Source organism: Dickeya lacustris (assembly GCF_029635795.1).
Classification (GTDB): Bacteria; Pseudomonadota; Gammaproteobacteria; order Enterobacterales; family Enterobacteriaceae; genus Dickeya; species Dickeya lacustris.
On record NZ_CP114280.1, the window covers coordinates 3,434,739 to 3,458,930 of the forward strand.

Sequence of the window (24,192 nt, forward strand, 5' to 3'; positions counted from 1 at the left end):
TTACCTGCCCTATGTCGCTGAACATTGCCCAGAAGTCAGTCATGACGATGACTCGTTATCGTCATAAAAAAATACCTATATTGAGTTATCGGCGGTTTTTACGGCTAATTGAGCGATGTATCTGTAAGTAATAGGGAAGATGATGTTTGAACGGTGATGAGGGCGTGTCAGGTGGAAACACGGAAAGAAAAGCACGGCCCTATACGGTAAATCGGCCATGCTTTTCAGCGCTGTTATCTATATATAGTATTTTTTGAAAGATTAAATATAGATATCAACGTTATTGCTGTCAGTGGGTACGTTTACACCCTCTGGTTTGCTCGTTGACTTAGCTGATGAGGTATCAGCTTGAGTTAATTGTTGGGCTTGTGCTTTTTGCTGTTGCAACTGCTGAATCTGCGCCTGTAATTGCTGGATTTGCGCCTGGAGCATCTTCTGCTGTTGAGCGAGTAATCTGCGCTCCTCATCTGTTTTTGCTTCCGATACCTGAGTTAACAGTTTGGTCGCTTGCTTGGTTAGCGTTTGAATCTGCTTGTTTAACGCTGCGATTTGCTGATCAACGCTGGCGCTGCTACTTGCCGATGACGCAGAGGGGGCGGATGTTGCCGAGCCGATGGAGCCTGCCATAAATTCCTCCTTAAAATTATGAATAGTGACGATGCTATTATCGGCACTATTCTGATGGACGTTACCGTCTTTTCGCTTTATTGACAAAGAAAAAGCCTACTGGAAGTAGGCTTTAGCAAGGCGGGGATGTTGCGTGCGAGCATCAGATATAGATATCAATCGCATGTTCTGCTGATGGGCGATTGACGCCCTCAACAGGTTTTATCAGCGGCTTACTTTCTTGTGGTGGCGGTAGCTGCTGATTTTGCATTTGTGCTATCTGGCCCTGCATCACAACAATCTGTGCCTGCATCGATTGTTGCTGCCCATTAACCGTTGTCTCCTGCTGTTTTTTGGTGTTTTCACCCGATGTTTCAGCAGCTTTCAGGGTTTGTAGGTTACGATCTGAAACCTTTTGCTCTGTATTGGTTTCGACACTGGTGGATGCTGGCACCGGCATCACCGCAAAGCTGGAGGTGGTAATTGGACTCAGCATACATCCTCCTTTATGTCGTTAGTGCAGGGAGAATGTCCCTGCTATCTCTGTTATCGGCATACTGCGCCATATCATGAGTGATTATTAACCAAAAAGAGCGCGCTATCTATTCCTATTCCTCATCAAGATGTAAAGAATCGTATTGCTGTGGCTGGCCTTCACTTGCCATAGACGTTGATAGCATCCGTTAAACGCAAAGCCTGATTACCGAGTGCGGCGGCAAATTCTGATGATTGTTCCACCATATCGGTATTACCTGACGTCATGGTCTCAATTTGAGAGATGGAGTCATTGATCAGTGAGAGCGCTGCGGTTTGTTCTCGGGTGGCGTTGCTGATTTCGCTAATCATCGTTGCGACCTGCTGAACTTCGTTGACGATATCCTGAATATGCAGGCCGGCTTTATCGACCAGGGCGCTGCCGTTCTCTACACTGTTCATGTTTGCATCAATCAGCGCTTTAATTTCTTGCGCGGCGGAGGCGGAATGTTGTGCCAGGCTGCGCACTTCAGCGGCGACGACGGCAAAGCCGCGCCCCTGAGTGCCTGCTCTGGCGGCTTCAACAGCGGCATTCAGCGCCAGAATATTGGTTTGAAAGGCAATGCTGTCTATCACGCCGATGATATCCACCATTTTGCGGCTGGCCTGTGAAATCGCTTCCATCATGCCGACGGCATCAGCCATGATGGTGCCACCTTGACTGGCGGAGTGACTGGCGCTTTGGGCCATTTGTGTTGCCTGAATGGCGGTTTCTGCGCTTTGCTGCACGGCTACCGTTATCTGCTCGATGGCTGCGGCCGTTTGTTGCAGGTTGGCGGAGGTTTCTTCGGTACGAGCGCTGAGATCGCGGTTACTGTCAGTCAACTGCTGGCTGACCTGGTTAATGCCAGCAACCTGAGCGCCGACGTCATCAACCAGTGAGTGCAGATTTAAGCCAAACTGGTTAACGACCCTGAGCAGTAGCCCGATATCGTCAACCCGGTTAAAACGATGATTGTCTGCTTTGCGCCCGGAAACAACCTGCTGTGCCTGACGTAAAATCAGTCGTAGCGGGCGGGCTATCTGCTGTTGTAGATAGGTGTCCATGAGCACCATCAGCAGCAGCGAGGCGATAACGAACGTCGCGGGATTGGCACCTAACAGACTTAAGATTAACGGAATCAGGCCGCCTGCGAGCACGGCCGCCCGCAGCCGCCAGCGCACTGACATTTTTTGAAACAGGGATAATACGGCGAATGCGCCGGTACGCACGACCAGGCCTTTATAAAAACGGATATTGCGCGCCTGTTTGCTCTGGACGGCTTCATACAGTGGCTCTGCGGCTTTGATTTCTTCCACGCTTGGGGTGTTGCGTACGGAAATATAACCGGTGAGTTGATTATGGTGATAAACCGGCGTCACATTGGCACGCACCCAGTAGTGATCGCCATTCTTACGACGGTTTTTAACTAACCCCGTCCAGCTTTCACCTTGCTGTAGTGTGTACCACATATCTGCAAATGCTTCGACGGGCATATCCGGGTGCCGAACAATATTATGTGGCGTGCCGACCAATTCATGTTCTTCAAAACCACTTACGCGAATAAATGCCGAATTGGCGTAAGTAATGTGACTGTGAATGTCGGTGGTAGACATTAATGTCGTGTTGCTATCGAGTCGATATTCTTGCTGCGTAATTGGTGTATTAACCCTCATGGGGACCCCGAATGTTGTGTGTCAGCGATACCTGTTATCTTGCAGGTTACAGAAATGTTGATGTTATTTATCGTTATGTTGACAGAGTTTATCCGCAAGCTGCGCTCAACCTGGCTTACGCCAGAGTGTTATTCAGCGCTTTGCTTGAGTGTTTCTGCACCCCGAATGGTTTAGGTTATTGTTGCGGTTTCGTTTTTTATTTTTCAGGCGGGCATTCATGCTGAATACAAACCTTGCCAACTGTCAGATATGCGAAACAGGATGCTCTATTTTTAAAGCATCCACGAATAAATTCATCCTTTTTTTTGTTACCGGGAATTTATGCTTTGCATCTTTACGTTGTCAATAGAAATCATTTTCATGACGCCGATTTTATCTTTGTTTCTTTATTTTATTAAATATTGATCGATTTTTTATTAATTGCTGCATCACAATAAAAACCTTTTATTAACACTAATGACGAAAGTGATATTTTTATGACAATCGAGGCAGGTAAATACGTTATCAAGATGGTTGTTTTAATTGTCAGCGCGTGAAATGTCAGGGGAGGAAGGATAGCCAGCATAATATATAGTGAGTGCGCTATCAGGGTTGGAAATAGAATAACAACGCCCGATTTTTTAGATGAAAAAATCGGGCGTTAATGTTGCCGGGCGCTGTCGCGTCAGCGGGTGTACGACGAAAGATGTGCGACGGCGCTTGCCGGGATGTGGTGCGCGCTATTTATGTCACTACTTATGTCACCACTTATGATGTCACCACTTCTGTCGCGACTTAGGTCACAGGCGCTGGGTTGAAAACCGACAGCGCGTTATGTAATCCCCATTGATCTGACCAGGTGGTTTTCCTGCCGCTGGCGATGTCCAGAATAAACTCAAACAACTGCCAGCCGACGTCTTCAATGGTGGCGTCACCGGTTGCAATGGTGCCAGCGTTGATATCCATCAGGTCATGCCAGCGTTGCGCCAGATCGGTGCGAGTCGCCATTTTGATCACGGGGACAGCTTTGAGCCCGTAAGGGGTGCCGCGACCGGTGGTAAATACCTGTACGGTGATGCCGGAGGCCAGTTGCTGGGTTCCGCAAACAAAATCGCTGGCTGGCGTGGCGGCGTAAATCAAACCACGTTTGCTCGGGCGTTGGCCGGGGGAGAGAACTTCGACAATGGCACTGGTGCCGGATTTGGCAATCGACCCCAGCGCTTTTTCTACCACGTTCGCCAGCCCGCCTTTTTTATTGCCGGGCGAGGGGTTCGCGCTGCGATCCGTCTTGCCGCTATCCAGATAGTCGTCATACCAGGCCATCTCTTCGAGCAGCCGTTTGCCCACGTCTTCATTGATAGCGCGCGGCGTGAGCAAATGAATCGCGTCCCGCACTTCGGTGACTTCAGAAAACATCACCGTGGCACCGCAGCGCACCAGCAGGTCAGACGCAAATCCAACCGCCGGGTTTGCCGTGACGCCGGAAAAGGCATCGCTGCCGCCACACTGCATCCCGACGACCAATTCACTGGCCGGAACGGTTTCCCGCTGGCGCGCATTCAGCCGTTGCAGGTGTTTATCGGCCATTGCCAGAATGTCATCCACCATGGATTTGAAGCCAATGTGGTGCTCATCTTGCAAACGCACAATGCTGGTGTCGTCCAGTGAGATGGCTTGTACATCCGGCGTACCTTGCAGCAAGCGTTCAGGCTGAAGTTTTTCACACCCAAGGCCAACCACCAGCACTTCGCCACCAAAATTCGGGTTAAGCGCCAGATTGTGAATAGTACGAATGGGGACAACCGCCGCCGGTGCGTTAATCGCCACTCCACAACCATAGAGATGATTCAGTGCAACCACGCCATCGACGTTTGGATAACGCGGCAGTAAATCCCGCTCTATCAGGTTCACCACATAATCGACGACGCCCGCCACACAATGCACGCTGGTGGTAATGCCCAGCAGGTTTTTCGTACCGACGCTGCCGTCTGGATTGCGGTAGCCTGCAAAGGTATACCCCTCCAGCGGCGGCAGAGGCGCAGGCACTTTGGTGGCCAGCGGCAGGCTCTCCAGGGCTGGCGCGCTCGGTAGCGCCACCAGCGATTCATCTATCCAACAGCCGCGCTTAATCTCTCGCAGCGCATAACCGATAATTTCGCCATAACGGATGATGGGGCCGGCATTGGCAATATCCACCAGCGCGACTTTATGGCCTTGCGGCACATGTTCTTGTAATTCCAACCCACAAGGGAATTGCGTACCGGCTTTCAGTCCATGATTGTTCACGACAATAGCGACATTGTCAGAGTCATGAACCTTGATATAAAGCGGCCGTTCGTTAGCCACTCCATGTGATGAATGTGCTGACATGGTACTGACCTTCATGAATGTGATAACAATGATGGGACGGATAACATGCGGTTTATTTTCACTGTTGCTGTCGTGATGACATTGCTCGGCATCAGTATAGGTGAGCGCATTACCGCCTGACATTATGCAATTGACTGACATCCTTTGGCATGGCGTTTAATTTCTCTGGCGAAGAAACAAGGTGCAGTGAATCCTGTCACATTATTACCGGGCAATGACGGGATTACCGGGCTATGGCGGGCGCTGCCCTGTTCTTGTGGCAGCGGAATCAACGGCGTACCCATAGACTTTTAGCCATTTGCTCTTCTCTTATTCCAACAGCGTCATTCCAATACCTTTATTCCAATACGTTTATTTCAAGGCCTTAGCTTTATTTCAACACTTTTATGCTCATGCCTCGTCATCCCACCTGTGGCCTACTCGTGGCGCAGATGATGGGGCGGGGCATCGGGCAAGGAGGGGCATATTGCGGGTTTTCGTGAAATGACTCCCAGTGATTTGGGCGATTGCCATAATTTGATTCGTTAATGGTGTTTATTGTTGGGTTCTTGTCCAGTGAGCCGCCCGGTGACGCCCCGTATAATCTTTCCCAGAAGTCGAAGAGGTGTTGTGGTTTCTTTTCGCTGTTCTGTTCGTGACCTTGCTCGGTCGTACACGTTTTGAACCATTACCGACTCTTGATTTCATTCTGATAACCCAACCCTACACCGTTTTGTTATTCGGAATGAATGAGCTAACTGTTATCCAGGCTCTCCTGCGCAGTTGAAGCAGGAAACGCTTAAAATAGGAGTTCATCATATGAATACTGTCAGCACAGCGACAGGCGTATTACAAAAGAAAACCAACGCCCGTTACTGGATTGTCGTGATGCTGTTTATTGTCACGTCATTCAATTATGGCGATCGTGCCACCATCTCTATTGCCGGCTCGGCGATGTCCAAAGAAATCGGACTCGATGCGGTCGGCATGGGGTATATCTTCTCCGCATTCTCCTGGGCCTATGTCATCGGGCAGATTCCAGGCGGCTGGTTGCTTGACCGCTTCGGCTCCAAGCGCGTTTACTTCTGGAGTATCTTCAGCTGGTCGCTGTTTACCCTGTTGCAAGGGTTTGTGGATCTTTTCCACGGTTCAGCGATTGTCGTTTCCTTGTTTATGCTGCGTTTTATGGTGGGGTTGTGCGAATCCCCCTCTTTCCCCGGCAACAGTCGCATTGTGGCGGCCTGGTTCCCGGCTCAGGAGCGCGGTACAGCAGTGGCTATTTTTAACTCCGCGCAATACTTCGCAACGGTTATCTTCGCTCCCATCATGGGCTGGCTGACTCACGAAGTGGGTTGGTCGCATGTGTTCTGGTTCATGGGCGGCCTTGGCATCATCATCAGCTTCTTGTGGCTTAAGATGATTCACGACCCGAAAGATCACCCCGGTGTCAATAAAGCCGAACTGGAGTACATCGAAGCCGGTGGCGCATTGGTGAACATGGATGCCGCTGCGGCCAAGAAAGAGGTCGCTCGCGGTGAAAAATGGCATCAAATTAAGCAATTGCTGACCTCCCGCATGATGATGGGGGTGTATCTCGGTCAATACTGCATCAATGCGCTGACCTACTTCTTCATTACCTGGTTCCCGGTTTATCTGGTGCAGGCTCGCGGCATGTCGATTCTTAAAGCCGGGTTTGTGGCATCGATTCCGGCGATTTGCGGATTCGTCGGCGGGGTGCTTGGCGGGGTCATTTCCGATTACCTGATGCGTCGCACCCAGTCGCTGACGCTGGCTCGTAAAACACCGATTGTGCTGGGCATGTTGCTCTCGATGTCGATGGTGATTTGTAACTACGTCACCACCGAGTGGGTGGTGATTGCGGTGATGGCTGCCGCCTTCTTCGGTAAAGGCATCGGCGCGCTGGGTTGGGCGGTGATGGCGGATACGGCACCGAAGGAAATCAGCGGCTTGAGCGGCGGCCTGTTCAATATGTTCGGTAACATTTCCGGCATCGTCACACCGATTGCGATTGGTTATATCGTTGGCGCGACCGGCTCGTTTAACGGCGGCCTGGTGTATGTCGGTATCCATGCGTTTGTCGCGATTCTGAGTTTCTTGTTTATCGTACAAGACATCAAACGTATCGAACTGAAACCGTATAAACCCCAGTGATCCGGGTGAGGATGAAAAGATGAGCACACAAGACACGCCAATTATTACCGAGATGCAGGTTATACCGGTTGCCGGGTATGACAGCATGTTGATGAATATCGGTGGCGCGCATAATGCATTTTTTACCCGCAATATTGTCATTCTGAAAGATAACGCCGGGCATACCGGCGTCGGTGAAGCGCCCGGCGGCGAAGTTATCTACCAAACGCTGACGGCGGCGATCCCGCAGGTTGTCGGGGCGCAGGTGGCGCGCATGAACCATCTGGTGCATCAGATCCACAAAGGCAACCAGTCATCCGATTTTGACTCCTTCGGTAAAGGAGCCTGGACGTTTGAGCTGCGCGTCAACGCTGTGGCGGCGCTTGAGGCGGCGTTGCTGGACTTGCTCGGCAAGCACCTGAACGTACCAGTCGCCGAATTACTGGGGCCAGGCAAACAGCGCGATGAAGTCACGGTGCTGGGGTATCTGTTCTATATCGGCGATCGCACCAGAACGGATTTGCCGTATCAGGCCGGTGAGACAGGTAAACATGAGTGGTATCACTTACGTCACCAGAAGGCGATGAGCAGTGACGCGGTGGTGAACCTGGCGCAGGCTGCCGCCGATCGTTACGGGTTTAAAGATTTCAAACTCAAAGGCGGCGTGCTGCCGGGAGAGATGGAAATCGACACCGCTAAAGCGCTGAAAGCCCGCTTCCCGGATGCACGTATCACGGTAGACCCGAACGGTGCCTGGCTGCTTGATGAAGCGATTCGCCTGTGCAAGGGCTTAAATGGCGTGCTGACCTACGCGGAAGACCCGTGTGGCGCAGAGCAGGGGTTCTCCGGGCGTGAAGTGATGGCGGAGTTCCGCCGCGCCACCGGGCTGCCGGTCGCCACTAACATGATTGCCACCAACTGGCGTGAGCTGCACCACTCGGTGATGCTGCAATCGGTGGATATTCCGCTGGCTGACCCGCATTTCTGGACGATGCACGGCGCGGTGCGCGTGGCGCAACTGTGCGACGAGTGGGGACTGACCTGGGGCTGCCACTCCAATAACCATTTCGACATTTCACTGGCGATGTTCACCCACGTCGGCGCAGCCGTGCCGGGCAACCCGACCGCCATTGATACTCACTGGATCTGGCAGGAGGGTCAGCACCTGACGCGTGAACCGCTGCAAATTGTTAACGGCAAAATCAAGGTGCCAGAAAAACCGGGGCTGGGCGTCGAGCTGGACATGGAGCAAGTGATGAAAGCCCATGCGCTCTACAAAGCATTGCCTGCTGGTGCGCGTAATGACGCAACGGCAATGCAGTACCTGATCCCCGGCTGGACATTTGATCGTAAGCGCCCGGTATTCGGACGTGAACTACCTAAGCATTCAACGTTTTAATAGAAGGAAATCCTCATGACGTCGCAAAGTTCTACTCCGGTTATTACTCAGATGCAGGTTATTCCTGTCGCCGGGCACGACAGCATGTTGCTTAATCTTAGCGGGGCGCATGCGCCTTATTTCACCCGTAATATCGTTATCCTCAAAGACAATGCCGGGCACACCGGCGTGGGCGAGATCCCCGGTGGTGAAGCGATTCGCCAGACGCTGGAAGATGCGTCGGTGTTGGTGGTGGGCAAGGCGCTTGGCGAATACAAAAATGTCATGAATCAGGTGCGCAATCAGTTCGCTGAACGCGATGCGTCGGGCCGTGGTCTGCAAACCTTCGACCTGCGCACCACCATTCACGTCGTCACCGGTATTGAAGCCGCAATGCTTGATTTGCTGGGGCAGTTCCTGAACGTGCCGGTTGCCGCCTTGCTGGGCGATGGTCAGCAGCGCGATGCGGTGGAAATGCTGGGCTATCTGTTTTATATCGGCGATCGCAACAAGACCGATCTGCCGTATCAAAGCCAGCCGAATGACCCGTGCGATTGGTATCGCCTGCGCCATGACGTGGCGTTGACGCCAGAAGCGGTGGTCAGGCTGGCGGAAGCCGCATATGAAAAATACGGCTTTAATGATTTCAAACTCAAAGGCGGCGTGTTGGCGGGCAGCGAAGAGGCTGAAGCGGTAACGGCGCTGGCAAAACGCTTCCCGCAGGCGCGCATTACGCTTGACCCGAACGGTGCCTGGTCACTGGAGGAGGCGATTCGTCTCGGTAAACAACTGCGTGGCGTACTGGCCTATGCAGAAGACCCGTGCGGCGCAGAACAGGGCTTCTCCGGGCGTGAAGTAATGGCGGAGTTCCGCCGTGCGACCGGGCTGCCTACCGCCACTAACATGATTGCCACTGACTGGCGGCAAATGGGCCACACTCTCTCCCTGCAATCTGTCGATATCCCATTGGCTGACCCGCATTTCTGGACGATGCAGGGTTCCGTGCGCGTCGCTCAGATGTGCCACGAATGGGGCCTGACCTGGGGTTCTCACTCCAACAACCATTTTGATATTTCACTGGCGATGTTTACCCATGTCGCGGCCGCCGCGCCGGGGCAGATAACCGCTATCGACACCCATTGGATTTGGCAAGAAGGCAATCAGCGCCTGACCAAAGAGCCGCTGCAAATTGTGGGCGGTAAAGTCGAAGTACCGAAGCGCCCGGGTCTGGGTATCGAACTGGATATGGAACAGGTGATGCAGGCTCATGAGCGCTATAAAAACATGGGATTAGGCGCGCGTAACGATGCCGTTGGCATGCAATACCTGATCCCCGGCTGGACGTTTGATAACAAACGCCCGTGTTTGGTTCGTTAATCGACCTGATTCATTCATGACAGCGCCGTCCATGTGGGCGGCGCGGTAAGCGAGTAAGGATAAAAGATGAAAACGCCACTGTTACCTAATCTGTTTCGCCAGGATTTACGTCAGGGAAAAACCCTGATCGGCTGCTGGTGTGCGCTGGCTAATCCGATTTCTACCGAGGTACTGGGGCTGGCAGGGTTTGACTGGCTGGTACTGGATGGCGAACACGCGCCGAATGATATCACCACCTTTATTCCACAGCTCATGGCGTTAAAAGGCAGCCGTAGCGCGCCGGTGGTGCGCCCGCCTTGCAATGAGCCGGTCGTGATTAAGCGCCTGTTGGATATCGGTTTTTATAACCTGCTGATCCCGTTTGTTGAGACCGAGGAGGATGCGGTACGTGCAGTGGCGTCTACCCGTTACCCGCCTGAAGGTATCCGTGGTGTTTCCGTCGGGCATCGCAGCAACGCTTACGGCACGGAGCCGAACTATTTTGCCACCATTAACGACAACATTACGGTGCTGGTGCAGATAGAAACGCAAGAAGGGGTGGACAACCTGGATGCGATTGCCGCCGTTGACGGCGTCGATGGCATTTTTGTCGGCCCCGGTGATTTGTCGGCGGCATTAGGCTATCTGGGCCAGCCCAATCACCCTGAAGTGCAAAAAGTGATTCGCCATATTTTCGATCGCGCAGCGGCGCACGGTAAACCGAGCGGCATTCTGGCGCCGGTTGAAGCGGATGCCCGCCGCTATCTTGAGTGGGGAGCCAGCTTTGTCGCCGTGGGCAGCGATCTGGGCGTATTTCGCGCATCGACACAGGCGCTGTGCGACAAATTTAAATCGTGACCGGCATGTCAGGGCCGCAGCGGCCGACTGCTTACATTGAATAGACACTGAGGTTATCGCAATGAAAATTGGTTTTATTGGGCTGGGTATTATGGGCAAACCAATGAGTAAAAACCTGATTAAAGCAGGTTACTCATTGGTAGTGCTGGACAGAAATAGTGAAGCGGTTGCTGATGTTGTTGCTGCCGGTGCAACCTCTGTTGCCACGCCGAAAGCCGTAGCAGAACAGAGCGATATCGTTATCACCATGCTGCCCAACTCACCGCATGTGAAAGAGGTGGTCTTGGGTGAGAACGGCGTGATTGACGGCGCGCGTAAAGGCACCATCGTCATTGATATGAGTTCTATTGCGCCGCTGGCCAGCCGCGAAATTGCGACGGCACTGGCGGAGAAAGGCGTCGAGATGCTGGATGCGCCGGTCAGCGGCGGTGAGCCGAAAGCCATCGACGGTACGCTGTCGGTCATGGTGGGCGGCGACAAAGCGGTGTTTGAGCGCTGCTATGACGTCATGAAAGCGATGGCGGGTTCCGTGGTGCATACCGGTGATATTGGCGCGGGTAACGTCACTAAGCTTGCGAACCAGGTTATCGTGGCGCTGAATATTGCGGCCATGTCAGAAGCATTGGTGCTGGCAACCAAAGCGGGTGTCAATCCTGACTTGGTATACCAGGCGATTCGCGGCGGTCTGGCTGGCAGCACTGTGCTGGATGCCAAAGCGCCGATGGTGATGGATCGCAATTTTAAGCCGGGTTTCCGTATCGATCTGCATATTAAAGATCTGGCGAATGCGCTGGATACCTCGCACGGCGTTGGCGCGCAACTGCCACTGACGGCGGCGGTGATGGAAATGATGCAGGCGCTCAAGGCCGATGACCTGGGAGCCGCTGACCACAGTGCGCTGGCGCGTTACTACGAGAAGCTGGCGAAAGTGGAAGTGACCCGCTAAGTGGGTATTGGCCGGTCAACGCAGAGTCGCCGGCCAATCAATACACGTCACCCGGTTACGTGGAAGCCACTCGGTAGTTGACAGGGCGGCGCTGCCGCCCGATTGACACAATATTTTGACCCGTGCCGGTTTCAGGCGGCGTCACGGCCTGTGCGCGGGGAGTTGATGACGCGAGTCGTTTATGAAAATAGTGATCGCACCGGATTCTTATAAAGAGAGCCTATCCGCTCAGGAAGTGGCTACACAGATTGAAGCTGGTTTTCGGGAAGTGTTTCCCGATGCAAACTATGTGAAGCTGCCTGTCGCCGATGGCGGAGAAGGTACCGTGGAAGCTATGGTGGCGGCCACCCACGGTAAAATCGTGAAGGTTAATGTCACCGGCCCGCTGGGGGATACTATCGAGGCGTTTTTCGGCCTGTCGGGTGATGAAAAAACCGCCTTTATTGAAATGGCGGCAGCGAGCGGGCTGGAGCGCGTGCCCTCACACCAGCGTAACCCACTGCTCACCACCAGTTACGGTACCGGTGAGTTGATTCGTTGTGCTCTGGATCATGGCGTCAGGCACTGCATTATCGGCATCGGCGGCAGCGCCACCAATGATGGCGGCGCAGGCATGATGCAGGCGCTAGGGGTTCGTTTGCTGGATGAGCAGCAGCAACCGCTGGCGTTCGGCGGTGCGGAATTATCGCGGCTTGTTCACATTGATACCCAGTCGCTCGACCCCCGCATTCGTCAGTGCCGTTTTGAGGTTGCCTGCGATGTCACCAACCCGTTGACCGGGCCGCAGGGCGCATCAGCCGTGTTCGGGCCGCAAAAAGGGGCGACCGGGCCGATGGTTGAACAGCTGGATCAGGCGTTGCAACATTATGCGGCGGTGATTCGCCAGTGTCTTGATATCGATGTCGAACAGGTGCCCGGTTCGGGAGCTGCCGGGGGAATGGGCGCTGCATTGCTGGCGTTTTGCGGAGCTGAGCTGCGTCGGGGTATTGAGATTGTGACAGAAGCGCTGGGGCTTGATGAGCTGGTGCGCGATGCTTCGCTGGTCATTACCGGTGAAGGCCGCATCGACAGCCAGACGATTCACGGTAAAGTACCGATTGGCGTTGCGCGTGTTGCCAAACGTTATCAAAAGCCGGTCATTGGTATTGCGGGTAGCCTGACGGCGGATGTCGGCGTTGTTCATGATCACGGCCTCGATGCGGTATTCAGCGTGCTTTACTCCATTTGCTCGCTGGAAGAGGCGCTGGATAATGCCGCTGACAATGTGCGTATGACGGCGCGCAATATTGCCGCTACCCTAAAACTGGCGCGTACGATCGTTTGATCGAATATACCGTTTGATCGAATATACCGTTTAATTGGGTATACCGTTTGATGGCGCATATCGTTTGATAGCGTATACAGGATGACGCTATCTGCGACTGCGACTGCGACATGCATTGTCACGGTCGCGCCGCCTTTGCCCTTGGTGCGAACCGTATTCTGTAACCCTTCGGCAGGCGCAGCGCTGATTGGCGTGCCTGCCGGTTGCCGCCTTAACCCGCAACGGCCAGACGCTTGCGCGCAGCATTGTCTACGTTAGTCATTTCATCCATCAGTTCCAGCCACTCCGGTTCAAGTTCGTCAATAGCCGTGCCTTTACGCAGCGCTTGCTCAAGGCAATAACAGATCTGTTTTAAGCGCGGCACGCCGCTGTAACTGCAACTGCCGTGCAGTTTGTGAATGATATCCAGCAGATTATCAGGCGGAGAGCCTGCGAGCGTCGCCTCGACCTGTACCCGAATATCGGGCAGCGAGTCGAGCAACATACCTAACAGGTCGCGTGCCAGATCGGGTTTACTGGCCGCCTGACGCAACGCCAAATCCCAGTCCAGCGACAGCGGGGAGACCGGCGTTGGCGGGGGCGGCGGGAGCGTAACGGCGCCGCGCTGTGGATAATGAGCGTGGCGCAATAGGGTCTGGCGCAGCATCTGCTCGTCAATTGGCTTTGAGAGATAATCATCCATGCCCGATTGCAGCAGCAACTCGCGCTCCCCACTCATGGTATGCGCCGTGACCGCCACGATAGGTGTTTGGGCATGATGCGGTAATCGACGAATACGTTCGCTGGTTTGCAGGCCGTCCATCAACGGCATTTGGATATCCATCAGGATGATATCCAGCGTTTGTTGCTGCGCTCTGGCAATCGCATCTGCGCCGCTTTCACACAGTGTGATGTGCTCAACCTGCTCCTCCAACAGCGCGCCGATAAGTTTCAGGTTAGCCGGGTTGTCATCCACGGCCATGACACTCAGCGGCAGACGGTTGGGTAAAACCGGCACCGCAGGCGAGGCGGCGGCATTGCTGTCGTCCTGATGGTGTTGGTAACTGCTTTGCAGCAGCGGGAGCAGACGAGGCGCGCTAACCGGCTTGCTCAGGCAGGCATGAACGCCGAATGATTTTAGCTGCTCGGCTTCCATTTCGGCCATGCTGGGCAACGCCAGCATCACACAGGGCGACAGGCGGCAAAAATCGCGAATAAGCGGGGTAAAATCCAGCAAGGTGTTGCGATAGCGAATGGGAACGCCAATGAGCAGGATATCAAAGGTACGCTCAGGCAACTGCTCAAGCGTCGGGCTATAGCTGACCGTCAGCGGCGTGTGTACCAGAATATCCAATGTCGCCTGTGCAGCCGCCGGGTTGGACTCGACATACGCCAGGTGTTTACCGTGCAAATTGTCAAAGTGATAGCCGGGCCCCGGCATGTGCGGGTTCAATTGCAACGTAATCGTGCACCAGAACGTCGTGCCATGGTTAAGTTTACTGTGAAAGCTGATGTCTCCGCCCATTTCCCGCACCAGCCGCTGCGTAATCACCAGACCGAGCCCGGTGCCACCGTGCTGGCGTGAAATGCTGGTATCCGCCTGACGAAATGCCTGAAATAGCTGTGCCTGTTGCGCTTCAGCAATGCCAATGCCGGTATCTTTGATTTGCACTTCCAGCAATACCTGCTGGTTTTCCTGACGACGTTTTTCGATACGGATATCAATGTTGCCGTGCTCGGTAAATTTAATCGCATTACCCAGCAGGTTGGTGATGATTTGCTGTAAGCGCAGCGGGTCGCCGACGAATTGTTCAGGCACATCGTGCTGAATGTTTAGCGTTAGCTCCAGCCCCTTTTCATGAGCGGTATGCGTTAGCAGAATAATCACCTCATCAAGGGTGTTATGCAGCGAGAAGGGAATATTTTCCAGCACCAGTTTACCGGCTTCCAGCTTTGAGAAATCCAGCACGTCATTGATGATATTGAGCAAGTTGTTGGCCGAGCGCTCAATGGTTTGCAGATAATCTTTCTGCGTGGCGGTGAGCTGGGTTTTCAGCGTCTGGCGGGTAAAGCCGATAACGCCATTGAGCGGCGTGCGTAATTCATGTGACATATTGGCGAGGAATTCGGATTTGATCCGCGCTGCCTCCTGAGCCCGTTTTTTCGCCAGATCCAGTTCCACGTTCTGGATCTCCATCTGCTCAAGGGTTTCACGCAAATCATAAGTCGCCTGGTCGATATTCTGCTGCATTTCCTCATGGTAAGCGGTCAACGACATAGCCATGGAGTTGATGCCGTTTTTCAGCATATCCAGCTCGCCCAGCATGTGCCCTTCCACCCGGCTGTCCAACTGGCCTCGGCGAATACGATCAACCGTTTCGACCATGTTGCGGATGGGAATCGTCACATCGCGCATTAACCGATACGCCAGCAACATCGCAATGCCCATGCAGAACAGGAGTAACATGGCCGCCATGAACATTTCGCGATATTGCTGGAGTCGGATGGAGTTGAGATCCAGCTCGACGGCGACATACCCCATCGGAGCCTGACGGCTGACCGGCGTGCTAGTGCTGATGCCGTTTTCATTGTCGATAGGCATTTGCAGGATCAGGCAGCCTTCTTCGTTCTGCACGCGCATGACGGTTGGTAAGGGATTCCCCGCTGGCACCTGTAACCACTGACTGTGTGGGTTGCTGGCGTTACTGGTGACGATCAATTGGTTACGTGCATCAAACACGCTAATCGCCCGCACCATATCGGAGTGATGGCGGTGCAACATACTCACCAGTTCACGCAGCGATTCGGGTTGACGCTGGCTTAATGCATAGGCGCTGTTCACCGCCAGTGGCTTGATAATGCTGGCCCCGGCGTCAGCCAGTTGATCCTGTAACTGGTTGTAGCGATGAATGACAAAGAAGCTACTGAGCAACAGTCCGATAAGCATTGTCGGTGCCAGTATCAGAATCATCATGCGTGCGCGAAGACTGTATTTGGTCATGGGGTTCCAATGTGGGACAATTAAAGACGACTATTCCATTCAATCGACAATTTCATTACATCACTGACAGCACACTTATGGCGCAATTCTACTCTCCAAACCGGCGCGTGACGACCCGGCAAACACTTACCGTGACGGTGAATGATCTGGACTCTTTCGGACAGGGGGTAGCTCGCCATCAAGGGAAGACGCTATTTATCCCTGGCGTATTACCGGGCGAGCAGGCGGAAGTCCAAATCACTCAGGACAAACGCCAATACGCCCATGCCCGGCTCTGCCGATTGTTGACCACCAGCGATGAGCGCGTCGCTCCCCGGTGCGCTCATGCGGCGGTTTGCGGCGGTTGCCAACAACAACATGCCAGCGCATCGCTACAGCAGCGTAGTAAAGCGGCGGCGCTGCGCCATTTGATGATGCGTGAAACGGCCAGCGATGTGCCTGAACCCGAGGTGATTTCGGGAGCCTCATACGCCTACCGCCGTCGCGCACGCCTTGCGATATACTATCACGCCAAAAGCCAACGTCTGTTGATGGGCTATCGGCAGGCGGGATCGCATGAGTTGGTGGATATTGCCGCCTGTCCGATACTGCGCCCGGAGCTGGAGGCGCTGCTCGCACCGTTACGAGCGTGTCTGGCAGGCTTAAAAGCCGTGCGTCGGCTGGGGCATGTTGAGCTGGTGCTGGCAGAGCAGAGCCCGTTGGTGATTTTGCGCCATCTTGACCCGTTATGTGACGCAGACCAGCTTGCGTTAAGCGCATTTGCACAGCACCACGCCGTGGGGATGTTTAGCGCCGCGCAAGCCGATACTTTAACGTGCCTGCACGGTGAACCGCCGTCTTATCGTATTCATGGCCTGTCGCTGACATTTAGCCCGCGCGATTTTATTCAGGTTAATGATGAGATTAACCAGCGAATGGTGGAGCAGGCGTTGACCTGGCTTGACCCTCAGGCGCAAGACCGGGTGCTGGATCTGTTCTGTGGGATGGGCAATTTTACGCTGCCGCTCGCCCAACGCGCAGGTAGCGTCGTCGGGGTTGAAGGCGTGGCGGCGCTGGTTGAGAAAGGGCGTGAGAATGCCAGCCGTAATGGAGTGGCGTCGCACACCACATTTTATCTGCATAATCTGGAAGAGGATGTGACACGCCAGCCGTGGGCATCGATGGGATTTGATAAAGTATTGCTTGACCCGGCTCGCGCAGGTGCGTCGGCGGTGATGCCGCAGCTTGTGAAGCTCGCGCCACGCCGGGTCGTGTATATATCCTGTAACCCCACTACGCTCGCGCGGGACAGCAAGGTGCTCATGGCCGCAGGTTATCGTCTGGCCCGGTTGGCCATGCTGGATATGTTTCCACATACAGGGCATCTTGAGTCTATGGCACTGTTTTTGCTTGATTCCGATAGCTCGGTAAAGTAGGGAGAAATTATGGTTGCGGTAAGAAGTGCGCATTTAAATACCGAAGGCAAGTTCGTACCGGATGCGTGGATTGCCTCGCTGGGCATCGCCAGTAAGCTGGCCTGTGAGCGCCTGGCGGAAACCTGGCGCTATTGTGAAGAGAAAACAGAGGGACACCCGGATGCGATGCTACTGCTGTGGCGGGGTATCGAAATGGTGGAAATTCTCTCAACACTGAGCATGGATAACGACAGCATGCGCGCGGCGATGCTGTTTCCGTTGGCGAACGCCAATGTGGTGGATGAAGAGACGCTGCGGGAAACCTTTGGCAAGAATATTGTCAATCTGGTGCACGGTGTGCGCGATATGGATGCGATCCGCCAGCTTAAAGCCACCCAGCATGATTCGATGGCCTCTGAGCAGGTGGATAATATTCGCCGCATGTTGCTGGCCATGGTGGAAGATTTCCGTTGCGTGGTGATAAAGCTGGCGGAACGTATCGCCCACCTGCGTGAAGTCAAGGATGCGCCGGAAGAAGAGCGCGTACTGGCGGCCAAAGAGTGTACCAATATCTATGCCCCGCTGGCGAACCGGCTGGGTATCGGCCAGCTTAAGTGGGAACTGGAGGATTTCTGTTTCCGCTATCTGCACCCGGATGAATACAAGCGTATTGCCAAACTGCTGCACGAGCGGCGTATCGACCGTGAGCAATACATTGATGATTTTGTTAAAAATCTGCGCACGTCGATGGTGCAGGAGGGCGTAAAGGCGGAAGTCTACGGTCGCCCCAAGCACATCTACAGCATTTGGCGCAAAATGCAGAAAAAAGCGCTGTCATTTGATGAGTTATTCGATGTGCGCGCGGTGCGTATCGTGGTTGAGCGTTTGCAAGATTGCTATGCCGCGCTCGGGATTGTACACACCCACTATCGCCATCTGCCGGATGAGTTCGATGACTATGTTGCCAACCCCAAACCGAACGGCTATCAGTCGATTCATACCGTGGTGTTGGGGCCGGGCGGCAAAACGCTGGAGATTCAAATCCGCACCCGACAAATGCATGAGGATGCTGAACTCGGCGTCGCGGCGCACTGGAAGTACAAAGAAGGCACCGCCACCGGCGTGCGTTCTGGTTATGAAGAGCGCATTGCCTGGCTGCGTAAACTGCTGGCCTGGCAAGAAGAGATGGCCGACTCGGACGAAATGCTCGACGAAGTGCGCAGCCAGGTGTTTGATGACCGCGTCTATGTGTTTACGCCAAAAGGGGATGTGGTGGATTTACCGGCGGGTTCAACGCCGCTCGATTTTGCCTATCACATTCACAGCGACATCGGCCATCGTTGCATCGGTGCCAAGGTGGGCGGGCGTATCGTGCCGTTTACCTACCAGTTGCAGATGGGCGACCAAATTGAAGTTATCACGCAAAAACAGCCTAACCCGAGCCGCGACTGGCTGAACCCGAACCTTGGCTATATCACCACCAGCCGTGGCCGTTCCAAAATCCATAACTGGTTCCGCAAGCAAGACAGGGACAAAAACATTCTGGCGGGTAAACAGATTCTGGATGATGAGCTCGAACATCTGGGCATCAGCCTGAAAATGGCAGAAAAGCTGTTACTGCCGCGCTATAACATGAACTCGATGGATGAGTTGCTGGCTGGCATCGGCGGCGGTGATGTTCGCCTGAATCAGATGGTGAATTTCCTGCAATCGAAGGTGAATCAGCCGAGCGCCGAGGAGCAAGACCGCGAAGCGCTGCGTCAGCTGACCCAGAAATCCCAGCAACCGGCCTCGCGTGCCAGCGCCAAAGACAATGGCCGGGTGGTGGTCGAAGGGGTCGGCAATCTGATGCATCACATTGCCCGCTGCTGCCAGCCCATTCCGGGCGATGACATCATTGGCTTTATTACCCGAGGGCGCGGGATTTCCATCCACCGGGCCGACTGCGAGCAACTCGACGACCTGCGCGGCCACGCGCCGGAGCGCATTGTCGAAGCGGTCTGGGGTGAGAGCTACTCCAGCGGCTATTCGCTGGTGGTGCGGGTAACGGCCAACGATCGCAGCGGCCTGCTGCGCGATATCACGACCATTTTGGCCAATGAGAAGGTCAACGTGCTGGGGGTATCGAGCCGCAGCGATGTGAAACAGCAACTGGCAACCATTGATATGGATATGGAAATCTACAACCTTCAGGTGCTGGGTCGGGTGCTGGCCAAACTCAATCAACTGCCGGATGTGATTGACGCCCGTCGTTTACAGGGCAATTGATTGATACTGTTTTTACTACCGTAAGGCGGGCCGGTCCCGCCTTTGCCATTTTATTATCAGGATTACCATGAATTCATCTGCCATTGAACGCTTACTGCGCATCATGCAGCAACTGCGTGACCCGGAAAACGGTTGCCCATGGGATTGCGAGCAGACGTTTGACACCATCGCCCCGTACACGCTGGAAGAAACCTATGAGGTGCTTGATGCCATCAGCCGCAAGGATTTCGATGATCTGCGCAGTGAGCTGGGTGACTTGCTGTTTCAGGTGGTGTTCTATGCGCGCATGGCGCAGGAGCAGGGGTTATTTGATTTTTCTGACGTGTGTAACGCCATCAGCGATAAGCTTGAGCGGCGTCATCCGCACATTTTCGGTGATGCCGAACTGACCGACAGCGCCGCCGTGCTGGCTAACTGGGAGCAAACCAAAGCACAAGAGCGGGCGGAAAAGTCACGTCATTCGCAGTTGGATGACATTCCACAGGCGCTGCCTGCGCTGATGCAGGCGCATAAAATTCAGCAACGCTGTGCGGCGGTCGGTTTTGACTGGGACACGCTCGGGCCGGTTGTCGATAAGCTGTATGAAGAAATCGACGAGGTGATGTTTGAGGCGAAACAAGCGGTTATCGACCAGGAAAAACTGGCCGAAGAGCTTGGTGACATGCTGTTTGCTGCGGTGAATCTGTCGCGCCATCTTGGGCATAAGGCCGAAAGTGTGCTGCAACAGGCGAATCGTAAATTTACGCGCCGTTTCCAGGAAGTGGAACAACGCATTAGCGCCCAAGGGAAAACGCTCTCTGAGGCGACGCTCACCGAAATGGAAGCGGCCTGGCAGCAGGTAAAAGCCACAGAAAAAAAAGCTTAACGCTATTTTTTGTATAAAAGCCGGATTTTACATCATTTTTGATGCTATCCGGCTGATTAGAAAAACGGTATTGCCCATGCATTTTCACGGTTAACGCCGTGCCAGCCGGAGCCAGTCTATGCCACAGCGTTGAAAACGATCATTTGTGGCGTCTCACAGGTTCGGGTATACTACTTTCCCGTCTTGGTCTTTCCATCGTCCTTAAACCTAAACACTCAGGTTCAGCATGACAACTAATTATATTTTTGTGACCGGCGGGGTCGTATCCTCTCTGGGTAAAGGCATTGCCGCAGCCTCCCTCGCGGCTATTCTTGAAGCCCGTGGCCTCAACGTGACCATCATGAAACTGGACCCGTATATCAATGTGGATCCGGGCACGATGAGCCCGACACAGCACGGCGAAGTGTTTGTCACCGAAGATGGGGCTGAAACCGATCTTGACCTGGGTCACTATGAGCGTTTTATTCGCACAAAGATGACGCGCCGCAATAACTTCACCACCGGACGCATTTATTCTGACGTTCTGCGTAAAGAGCGCCGTGGCGACTATCTGGGCGCGACCATTCAGGTCATCCCGCATATCACCAACGCGATTAAAGAGCGCATCATCGAGGGCGGTGAAGGCCACGATGTGGTGCTGGTAGAAATCGGCGGTACGGTCGGCGATATTGAATCTCTGCCGTTCCTTGAAGCGATTCGCCAGATGGCGGTTGAAGTCGGCCGTGAACATACTCTGTTTATGCACCTGACGCTGGTGCCGTATATGGCAGCGGCGGGTGAAGTGAAAACCAAACCGACTCAGCACTCGGTAAAAGAGCTGCTGTCGATTGGTATTCAGCCTGATGTGTTGATCTGCCGTTCCGATCGCACCGTACCGGCTAACGAGCGTGCAAAAATTGCACTCTTCTGTAATGTGCCGGAAAAAGCGGTCATCTCGCTGAAGGATATTGATTCCATTTATAAAATCCCAGCGCTATTGAAATCTCAGGGTCTGGACGATTATATTTGTAAACGATTCAGCTTGAACTGTGCGCCGGCCGATCTGTCAGAATGGGAACAGGTGGTTTACGAAGAAGCCAATCCGGGTGGTGAAGTCACCATCGGTATGGTGGGCAAGTACGTCGAATTGCCGGATGCCTACAAATCGGTTATCGAGGCGCTCAAACACGGTGGGCTGAAAAACCGGTTAACGGTGAACATCAAGCTGATTGATTCGCAGGATGTGGAAACCCGTGGCGTCGATATGCTCAAAGGGCTGGATGCGATTCTGGTGCCTGGCGGTTTTGGCTATCGCGGTGTCGAAGGCAAAATCATGGCCGTCCGCTATGCCCGCGAGAACAAAATCCCTTATCTGGGCATTTGTCTGGGGATGCAGGTTGCACTGATGGAGTTCGCCCGTAATGTAGCGGGTATGGAAGGCGCCAACTCCACCGAATTTATGCCGGAGTGTAAATACCCGGTCGTGGCGTTGATTACCGAATGGCGCGATGCCGATGGCAACCTGGAAGTGCGCAGCGAAGATGGCGATCTCGGCGGTACTATGCGCGTTGGTGGTCAGCAGTGCCATCTGACCGAAGGCAGCCTGGTACGCCAGATGTACGGCGAGCCGACGATCATTGAACGTCATCGTCATCGCTATGAAGTCAACAACATGTTGTTGAAACAAATTGAAGCGGCAGGGTTACGTGTAGCAGGGCTGTCTGCCGATCGCAAACTGGTAGAAATTATTGAGCTCCCTGAGCATCCATGGTTTGTGGCGTGTCAGTTCCACCCGGAATTTACCTCCACACCGCGTGACGGGCACCCGCTGTTTGCCGGCTTTGTCAAAGCCGCCGGTGCATACCAGAAGAGTCAGGTGAAGTAAGGTTTTGCTGGTACAGGAGTTTTGCAGCGGCGCACGGTCTTTTGAGCGTGCGATGCTGTCTGAGGTTTTAGTTAAACTTGTGACTAGAGGAAAATCTGATGTCCAAAATCGTTAAAGTCATTGGCCGTGAAATCATCGACTCTCGCGGAAACCCGACTGTTGAAGCGGAAGTGCATTTGGAAGGTGGTTTCGTTGGTCTGGCTGCGGCACCGTCAGGCGCATCTACCGGTTCTCGTGAAGCGCTGGAACTGCGTGACGGCGATAAATCCCGTTTTCTGGGCAAAGGCGTCACCAAAGCGGTTGGCGCGGTAAATGGCCCGATCGCTCAGGCTATCCTGGGTAAAGACGCGAAAGATCAGGCTGCTATCGACAAGATCATGATCGATCTGGACGGTACTGAGAACAAATCCAACTTTGGTGCTAACGCCATTCTGGCGGTTTCTCTGGCTGCCGCTAAAGCTGCCGCTGCCTCTAAAGGCCTGCCGCTGTATGCGCACATCGCTGAACTGAACGGCACCCCGGGCAAATACTCCATGCCGCTGCCGATGATGAACATCATCAATGGTGGTGAGCACGCCGACAACAACGTCGATATCCAGGAATTCATGATTCAGCCGGTTGGCGCTTCAAGCATCAAAGAAGCTATCCGTATGGGTTCTGAAGTCTTCCACAACCTGGCGAAAGTGCTGAAATCCAAAGGCATGAACACCGCTGTGGGCGACGAAGGCGGCTATGCACCGAACCTGGGTTCCAACGCCGAAGCGCTGGCTGTTATCGCTGAAGCGGTAAAAGCAGCCGGTTACGTGCTGGGCAAAGACATCACCCTGGCGATGGACTGTGCGGCATCTGAATTCTACAAAGACGGTAAATACGTTCTGGCTGGCGAAGGCAACAAAGCGTTCACCTCTGAAGAATTCACTCACTTCCTGGAAGAGCTGACCAAACAGTACCCGATCGTTTCCATCGAAGACGGTCTGGATGAGTCTGACTGGGCGGGCTTCGCTTACCAGACCAAAGTGCTGGGCGACAAAATTCAGCTGGTGGGCGACGACCTGTTCGTAACCAACACCAAGATCCTGAAAGAAGGTATCGAGAAAGGCATCGCCAACTCTATCCTTATCAAATTCAACCAGATCGGTTCTCTGACCGAAACGCTGGCAGCTATCAAAATGGCGAAAGATGCGGGCTACACTGCCGTTATCTCTCACCGTTCTGGCGAAACCGAAGATGCGACCATCGCTGACCTGGCGGTAGGTACTGCTGCAGGCCAGATCAAAACCGGTTCTATGAGCCGTTCTGATCGTGTTGCTAAGTACAACCAGCTGATTCGTATCGAAGAAGCGCTGGGCGACGCTGCACCGTTCAACGGCCTGAAAGAAGTGAAAGGCCAGGCTTAATCGCCTGCCATCCGGCGAGTTAACTCGCCGGAAATCACCTCTGCCATCCAGAAGCGAAAACGCTTCTGGATTTTTTTTGTCAAATAACCGGTGCGCACGCGCGCGGTGAGGGTGTGCCCTCTCGACTCGCGGCTCATGAGGCTGTGATTCATCAACTTCTTACGCTCATTGTTCCGCTCTCCACCGCCCTTAACACGGTGATATGCCGACAAATAATGAGCCTGCTCCCAAATTCTTCTCTTCCCGCATGCGCTCTGCTTTTCCTGTCGTTACAGTAACTTCGGACT

18 protein-coding genes are annotated in these 24,192 nt (G+C 53.9%); 11 read left to right on the forward strand and 7 right to left on the reverse strand.

Annotated elements, in window-relative coordinates:
• Positions 1-261: 261 nt before the first annotated feature.
• From O1Q98_RS15515 to O1Q98_RS15535, 5 genes are all read right to left on the reverse strand, one after another.
• Positions 262-627 (reverse strand): FlxA-like family protein, encoded by a 366-nt coding sequence (locus tag O1Q98_RS15515; protein WP_125260502.1) that lies wholly within the window; start codon positions 625-627, stop codon positions 262-264.
• Between the two features lie 142 nt (positions 628-769).
• Positions 770-1,102: a hypothetical protein gene (locus O1Q98_RS15520; protein ID WP_125260501.1), complete on the reverse strand. Its 333-nt coding sequence runs from the start codon at positions 1,100-1,102 to the stop codon at positions 770-772.
• Positions 1,103-1,260: 158 nt separating this feature from the next.
• Positions 1,261-2,796 carry a methyl-accepting chemotaxis protein gene (locus O1Q98_RS15525; protein WP_125260500.1) on the reverse strand — a complete coding sequence of 512 codons (1,536 nt, stop codon included), beginning with the start codon at positions 2,794-2,796 and terminating at the stop codon, positions 1,261-1,263.
• Positions 2,797-3,570: 774 nt separating this feature from the next.
• On the reverse strand, positions 3,571-5,145 hold the full coding sequence (gene garD, locus O1Q98_RS15530; RefSeq protein ID WP_125260499.1) for a galactarate dehydratase: 1,575 nt from the start codon (positions 5,143-5,145) through the stop codon (positions 3,571-3,573).
• 122 nt (positions 5,146-5,267) lie between these two features.
• Positions 5,268-5,429: a hypothetical protein gene (locus O1Q98_RS15535; protein WP_164513029.1), complete on the reverse strand. Its 162-nt coding sequence runs from the start codon at positions 5,427-5,429 to the stop codon at positions 5,268-5,270.
• 514 nt (positions 5,430-5,943) lie between these two features.
• Between O1Q98_RS15535 and O1Q98_RS15540 the strand changes: the two genes are divergently transcribed.
• The 6 genes from O1Q98_RS15540 (at position 5,944) to O1Q98_RS15565 (ending at position 13,137) form a co-directional block, all read left to right on the forward strand.
• A complete protein-coding gene (locus O1Q98_RS15540; RefSeq protein WP_125260498.1) occupies positions 5,944-7,296 on the forward strand; it encodes an MFS transporter in 1,353 nt (450 codons plus the stop codon).
• A 19-nt stretch (positions 7,297-7,315) separates the two neighbouring features.
• Positions 7,316-8,674 (forward strand): enolase C-terminal domain-like protein, encoded by a 1,359-nt coding sequence (locus tag O1Q98_RS15545; RefSeq protein WP_125260497.1) that lies wholly within the window; start codon positions 7,316-7,318, stop codon positions 8,672-8,674.
• A 15-nt stretch (positions 8,675-8,689) separates the two neighbouring features.
• Positions 8,690-10,030, forward strand: coding sequence for a glucarate dehydratase (gene gudD, locus O1Q98_RS15550; protein WP_125260496.1), 1,341 nt, complete (start codon positions 8,690-8,692; stop codon positions 10,028-10,030).
• A gap of 66 nt (positions 10,031-10,096) precedes the next feature.
• Positions 10,097-10,867: a 2-dehydro-3-deoxyglucarate aldolase gene (garL, locus tag O1Q98_RS15555; protein ID WP_125260495.1), complete on the forward strand. Its 771-nt coding sequence runs from the start codon at positions 10,097-10,099 to the stop codon at positions 10,865-10,867.
• A gap of 55 nt (positions 10,868-10,922) precedes the next feature.
• On the forward strand, positions 10,923-11,813 hold the full coding sequence (gene garR, locus O1Q98_RS15560; RefSeq protein WP_125260494.1) for a 2-hydroxy-3-oxopropionate reductase: 891 nt from the start codon (positions 10,923-10,925) through the stop codon (positions 11,811-11,813).
• 181 nt (positions 11,814-11,994) lie between these two features.
• Positions 11,995-13,137, forward strand: coding sequence for a glycerate kinase (locus O1Q98_RS15565; protein WP_125260493.1), 1,143 nt, complete (start codon positions 11,995-11,997; stop codon positions 13,135-13,137).
• A 211-nt stretch (positions 13,138-13,348) separates the two neighbouring features.
• Here O1Q98_RS15565 and barA read toward each other — a convergent pair whose 3' ends face one another.
• A complete protein-coding gene (barA, locus tag O1Q98_RS15570) occupies positions 13,349-16,117 on the reverse strand; it encodes a two-component sensor histidine kinase BarA (protein WP_125260492.1) in 2,769 nt (922 codons plus the stop codon).
• Between the two features lie 77 nt (positions 16,118-16,194).
• On the opposite strand from barA, the gene rlmD reads away from it, so the two are divergent.
• The 5 genes from rlmD to eno all read left to right on the forward strand — a co-directional run bounded on the left by rlmD (position 16,195) and on the right by eno (position 23,905).
• The gene (gene rlmD, locus O1Q98_RS15575) at positions 16,195-17,532 is read left to right on the forward strand and encodes a 23S rRNA (uracil(1939)-C(5))-methyltransferase RlmD (protein WP_125260804.1); all 1,338 of its coding nucleotides are present in this window, start codon (positions 16,195-16,197) and stop codon (positions 17,530-17,532) included.
• Positions 17,533-17,541: 9 nt separating this feature from the next.
• Positions 17,542-19,779: a GTP diphosphokinase gene (gene relA, locus O1Q98_RS15580; RefSeq protein WP_125260491.1), complete on the forward strand. Its 2,238-nt coding sequence runs from the start codon at positions 17,542-17,544 to the stop codon at positions 19,777-19,779.
• A gap of 67 nt (positions 19,780-19,846) precedes the next feature.
• Entirely contained in the window at positions 19,847-20,644 is a 798-nt protein-coding gene (gene mazG, locus O1Q98_RS15585; protein ID WP_125260490.1) for a nucleoside triphosphate pyrophosphohydrolase, read from the forward strand.
• Between the two features lie 226 nt (positions 20,645-20,870).
• Positions 20,871-22,508, forward strand: a complete 1,638-nt coding sequence (gene pyrG, locus O1Q98_RS15590; protein WP_125260489.1) for a glutamine hydrolyzing CTP synthase — start codon at positions 20,871-20,873, stop codon at positions 22,506-22,508.
• A gap of 98 nt (positions 22,509-22,606) precedes the next feature.
• A complete protein-coding gene (gene eno / locus O1Q98_RS15595; protein ID WP_125260488.1) occupies positions 22,607-23,905 on the forward strand; it encodes a phosphopyruvate hydratase in 1,299 nt (432 codons plus the stop codon).
• Here eno and O1Q98_RS15600 read toward each other — a convergent pair.
• The gene (locus O1Q98_RS15600; RefSeq protein ID WP_164513027.1) at positions 23,902-24,057 is read right to left on the reverse strand and encodes a hypothetical protein; all 156 of its coding nucleotides are present in this window, start codon (positions 24,055-24,057) and stop codon (positions 23,902-23,904) included. The two genes, eno and O1Q98_RS15600, sit on opposite strands and share 4 nt — an antisense overlap.
• Positions 24,058-24,192: the final 135 nt, after the last annotated feature.